Source organism: Blastococcus sp. CT_GayMR20 (assembly GCF_004570345.1).
This window is the reverse complement of the sequence record NZ_SPQM01000242.1, coordinates 1-4414: the sequence shown is the minus strand read 5'-3', so window position 1 is coordinate 4414 and position 4414 is coordinate 1. Positions and strand designations below refer to the sequence as shown.

Annotated in this window: 6 protein-coding genes; 2 read left to right on the top strand and 4 right to left on the bottom strand. The window is 74.1% G+C overall.

Going from position 1 to position 4414, the window contains the following annotated elements; translation table 11 throughout:
* Positions 1 to 55: 55 nt before the first annotated feature.
* The 3 genes from E4P40_RS26480 to E4P40_RS26470 all read right to left on the bottom strand — a co-directional run bounded on the left by E4P40_RS26480 (position 56) and on the right by E4P40_RS26470 (position 2024).
* The gene (locus E4P40_RS26480; RefSeq protein ID WP_135161293.1) at positions 56 to 283 is read right to left on the bottom strand and encodes a hypothetical protein; all 228 of its coding nucleotides are present in this window, start codon (positions 281 to 283) and stop codon (positions 56 to 58) included.
* An 86-nt stretch (positions 284 to 369) separates the two neighbouring features.
* Positions 370 to 1230: a manganese catalase family protein gene (locus E4P40_RS26475; protein ID WP_135161292.1), complete on the bottom strand. Its 861-nt coding sequence runs from the start codon at positions 1228 to 1230 to the stop codon at positions 370 to 372.
* A 104-nt stretch (positions 1231 to 1334) separates the two neighbouring features.
* Positions 1335 to 2024 (bottom strand): HAMP domain-containing sensor histidine kinase, encoded by a 690-nt coding sequence (locus E4P40_RS26470; protein WP_135161291.1) that lies wholly within the window; start codon positions 2022 to 2024, stop codon positions 1335 to 1337.
* A gap of 149 nt (positions 2025 to 2173) precedes the next feature.
* On the opposite strand from E4P40_RS26470, the gene E4P40_RS26465 reads away from it, so the two are divergent.
* Positions 2174 to 2806, top strand: coding sequence for a response regulator transcription factor (locus E4P40_RS26465; RefSeq protein WP_245160613.1), 633 nt, complete (start codon positions 2174 to 2176; stop codon positions 2804 to 2806).
* A 3-nt stretch (positions 2807 to 2809) separates the two neighbouring features.
* Here the strand turns inward: E4P40_RS26465 and E4P40_RS26460 are convergent, their stop codons facing one another.
* Complete coding sequence (locus E4P40_RS26460; protein WP_209305537.1) at positions 2810 to 4102, bottom strand: Nramp family divalent metal transporter; 1293 nt, start codon at positions 4100 to 4102, stop codon at positions 2810 to 2812.
* A gap of 125 nt (positions 4103 to 4227) precedes the next feature.
* Here E4P40_RS26460 and E4P40_RS26455 point away from each other — a divergent pair.
* On the top strand, positions 4228 to 4414 hold a 187-nt coding region (locus E4P40_RS26455), incomplete at its 3' end, for a glutamate mutase L (RefSeq protein WP_209305536.1).

The following is a 4414-nucleotide window of genomic DNA, read 5'->3' as shown; positions in this document are numbered from 1 at the left end:
GGAGCCGCGCTGCAGGGCGGCTCCGGCGACTGCACCGCGGCTCTCGCGGGGCGGTTCAGGCGGGTGCGGCGGGAGCCGGGGCGACGTCCGTGGTCAGGACGACGGTCCGCGAGGCCACCGACCGGCGGTGGTGGGCGACCCAGCGGGCGGTCAGGCCCGCGAGGACGACGAGACCGGCGAGCGTCGGGCGGCCGGGGTTCGCGACGGCGACGGTGATCGCCAGCGCGTAGAGGGCCGACAGCACGGCCAGGGGGAGCGGCAGGTGGGGCAGGTGCAGGTGCACGGCGGGACCTCCGGTGTGAGACGTCCGGTCGTGCCGGCGGTCGGGACCGCCGGCACGACGACGGCGCGAGGTGGGCGATCCGGACCTCAGGTGAGCATGTCCTTCGCCTTCTGGAGGAGCGACTGGCCCTCCGTCTGCGGCGTCGGGTACAGCCGCGGGTCACCCGGCGGCAGGATCGGTGCGTCGGCGGTCGCCTCGATCCGCCGCGCCGAGAACTCGGCCCGGCCGTCGATGGACGGACCGGAGGCCCAGCGGCCGCTGGCCGCCTCGGGTCCGTCCGACGCGTCGATGAACGTGTAGCCGAGGTCGCCGACCTCCTCGCTCAGCGGGAACGCCTCCGGCACCGGGATCCCCTCGAGCCCCTCCTCCTTGAGCTGCTCGATCGCGGCCAACCACTGCTGCTGGTGGTAGTGGTCGCGGGTGATGAGGAACCGCAGCAGGTCCTTCACGCCGGGGTCGTCGGTCATGTTGTACAGCCGGGCCACCTGCAGCCGGCCCTGCATCTCGGCCGTGGCGTTGTACATGAAGTCGGCCATCAGGTTGCCGCTGGCGGTGACGTAGGCACCCGTCCACGGGTTGCCCATGCTGTCCATGTAGCTGGCGCCGGCGCCGTTGACGATCGGGTGCTGCGGGTTGTGCTGCCCGTACCCGGCCGCCGCCTCCTTGGTGCGGTCGGCGGCATCCGGCTTGAGCGGGATGTGGTCGAGCAGCCGGTCGATCATCGTCACGATCATCTCGACGTGGGCCAGCTCCTCGGTGCCGATGGCGAGGAGCAGGTCCTTGTACTTGCCGGGGAGCCGGCAGTTCCAGCCCTGCAGCAGGTACTGGGTGGCGACGGTCATCTCGCCCCACTGACCGCCGAGGACCTCCTGCATCTTGCGGGCGAAGTCCGGGTCCGGTGCGTCGGGCTTGGCCTCGTACTGCAGGGCGTGGAAGTGGGTGAACACGGTGGGCTCCTCTGCGTCGTCGGACCCGCGGCAGCGGGCACGCAGGGGATCTGCCCGCGGCCGGTGGCCTGCCGGTGCCGTCCGCTGGCCCGGCCGTGCCAACCTCAGCGGTCGGGGACCTGCACCCGCAGCGTCAGCGCGCCGTCCGCGTCCTCGCAGACCACCCGGCCACCGAGCTCGTGCGCCTGGCGCTGCACCGACCACAGCCCGAGCCCGGTGAGGTCCGCCGGTGGACGGGCCGTGGTGAGGTGCCCGGCGACCACCGCGGCCGCCACCCCCGGCTGCGTCACCGCCAGCTCCACCCAGCCGCCGTGGCAGGTGACGGCGAGCTCGACCGGCTCCCCGCAGCCGTGCCGGTGCGCGTTCTCGAGCAGGTTGACGAGGATCCGCTGCAGCCGGGCGTCGCCGACGAGCACGTCCCCGGCGCAGTCGGCGACGTGCAGGGTGAGCTGCCGGCGTGGCAGCCCGGAGGCCGCCAGGGAGGTGGCGACGACGTCACGCAGCGGCCTGCCGGCCGGCGGATCCTGCCCGGACGCGGTCCGGGCCGCGTCCGCGGTGCGCAGCATCGACGCCAGGTGGGCGGCCTGCGCCCGGGCCATGGAGAGCAGGTCGACCCGGCTGGGGCCGGCGACGTCCAACTGGTGGAGTGCGCTCTCCAGGCAGGTCAGCGAGCCGCGCATGTCGTGGCACATGGCCCGGACCAGGGCGTCGTCCGTGCTCGGCCCGGCGTCGCGGCCGCGGGTGAGCTTCCGGCGCAGGCGGGGAAGGAATCCGCGGGTTAGGGAAGCCTTCATGGAACGGCGGGGGAACGTGTGGACGGCGAGGATCACGGGCACCTCCGGTCCCACGACCAGCTCAGCGCGCGCGGGCGCGCCGGCGGTAGGGGGAATCAGCCACGGACGGCGCTTCTGTTTCACGTCCCGAACGCGTTGACGTGATTGTGGTGGACGACCACCCACTTTTCACCCGGGGACTGTCGCTCCTCCTGCCCGAGGTGAGCGAGGGCCGGGTCCGGGTCGTCGGCACCACGGACGACGCCTCCGCAGCGGCGGCGCTGGTGCAGCGGTTCCGTGCCGACGTCGCCGTCGTCGACGTGCAGATGCCCCCGCCGGGCGGCAGCCGGGCGATCGCCGCCATCCGCCGGGTGGAGCCCGCGGTGCGGGTGGTCGCCATGTCGGGCATGGCCGACGAGGACGCGGCCGTCGAGGCCCTGCGGGCCGGTGCCTCGAGCTTCCTGCCGAAGACCGCCGACCCCGAGGCGCTGGTCGAGCCGCTGCTCGCAGTCCTGGACGGCTGGTCGGTGCTGCCCGAGGCGCTGCTGCGCCACCTGATCGAGCGGGCCGCGCCCACCGACGGCGAGGGGATCCCGGGTCAGCTCACCGCGGACGAGCGTCGGCTCTGGCGGCTGATCGCCGCCGGGGTCGGCACGATGGACATCGCGACGACCCTGCACGTCTCCGAACGGACGGCGAAACGGCTGGTGGCGCACCTGCTGCGGCGGCTGCGGGTCTCCAGCCGGGTCGAGGCGGCCGCGCTGGCCGGGCGCGTGGGCCTCGACCAGCGTGCGGAGGCCTGAGGCTCAGCCGACCGTCAGCTGCACGAGCAGGTGCAGGTTCAACCCGATGATGAGGGCCGCGATCCCCGCGCCGACCGCCGTCGTCGTCCGGCGGTTGACCCAGTTGCCCATCACGTCGCGCCGGCTGGTCAGCCAGAGCAGCGGCACGAGGGCGAACGGGATGCCGAAGCAGAGCACGACCTGCGACCAGACGAGGGCCGTCGTCGGGTCGGCCCCGAGCAGGAGGACGAGCAGCGCCGGGGCGAGCGTGATCAGCCGCCGCAGCAGGACCGGCACGGAGCGGCGCAGGAAACCGGCCATGACGACCTGGCCCGCGTGGGTCCCGACCGAGGACGACGCGAACCCGGACGCGAGCAGCGCGATCCCGAAGACGATCCCGGCGCCGCGCCCGAGCTGGTCGCCCAGACCGGCGTGCACAGCCTCCAGGGAACCGTCGATCCCGGTTCCGGTGAACAGCTGCGCCGCGACGACGAGCATGGCGGCGTTGATCAGCCCGGCGAAGCCCATCGCGAGCAGCACGTCGAGGCGCTGCGCCCGCAGCAGGCCGCGCCGTCCCCCCGCGGTCCTGCCCGCGGTGACCGCGTCGCCGTACCGGCCGGGCGTGAGCGCGGAGTGGACGTAGATGACGTGCGGCATCACCGTCGCGCCGAGGATGCCGGTGGCCAGCACGAGGCTCTCCGGGCCGGCGAACGACGGCACCAGCCCGGCCGCCGCACCGGCCACGTCCACGCCGGACCCGATCAGGGTGTAGCCGAAGCCCAGGCCGATGACGAACAGCAGGCCGGCGATCACACGCTCGAACGGCCGGTGCCCGCGGGACTGGGCGGCCAGCAGCACGAACGCGGCCACCGCCGTGATCACCCCGCCGACCGGCAGCGGGACCCCGAACAGCAGGTAGAGCGCGACCGCCCCGCCGACGATCTCGGCGAGGTCGGTGGCGATCGCGACGGCCTCCGCCTGCAGCCACAGCGCACGGGTCACCGGACGGGGGAGCCGTTCGCGGCAGAGGGTCGCGAGGTCGCGTCCGGTCGCCATCCCCAGCTTGGCCGTGAGCGACTGGATGAGCATCGCCATGAGGTTCGCCGCGACGATCACCCAGAGGAGCGTGTAGCCGAAGGACGCCCCGCCGGAGAAGTTGGTCGCGAAGTTGCCCGGGTCGACGTAGGCAACCGCCGCGACGAACGCCGGGCCCAGCAGCGGCCACAACCGCCGGCCGGGCTGCGCCGGATGAGGAGCGACCGGCCGGCCGCCGAGCTGGGTGGGGAGGAGCGCTGCGTCGGCCTGGGACAGGTACACGGGGACCTCGCAGGGGATCGGGGAGCGGGCACCGGTTCCCTGCCCGCCGCCTCCGGGCCGATCGGGCCGTTCCGTGGCCCCGGAGGGCCATCCGTCGGCCAGGCGGCCGCCGATAGGGTCCGCGCGTGACGGGACTCGCCTGCGTCGACATCGGATCGACGTTCACCAAGGCCGCGCTCGTCGATCCCGCCACCGGCGCGCTGCTGGCCACGGCGCAGTCCCCGACCACCCTCGACGACGTCGTCACCGGCGTGCTGGCCGCGACGGCGGAGTTCCCCGACGCACCGGTTCTCGCCTGTTCCAGCGCCGGCG

Coding starts and splice junctions, on each gene's coding strand:
- E4P40_RS26470 (WP_135161291.1), bottom strand. CDS start 2,024: ATGAAGGCTTCCCTAACCCGCGGATTCCTTCCCCGCCTGCGCCGGAAG.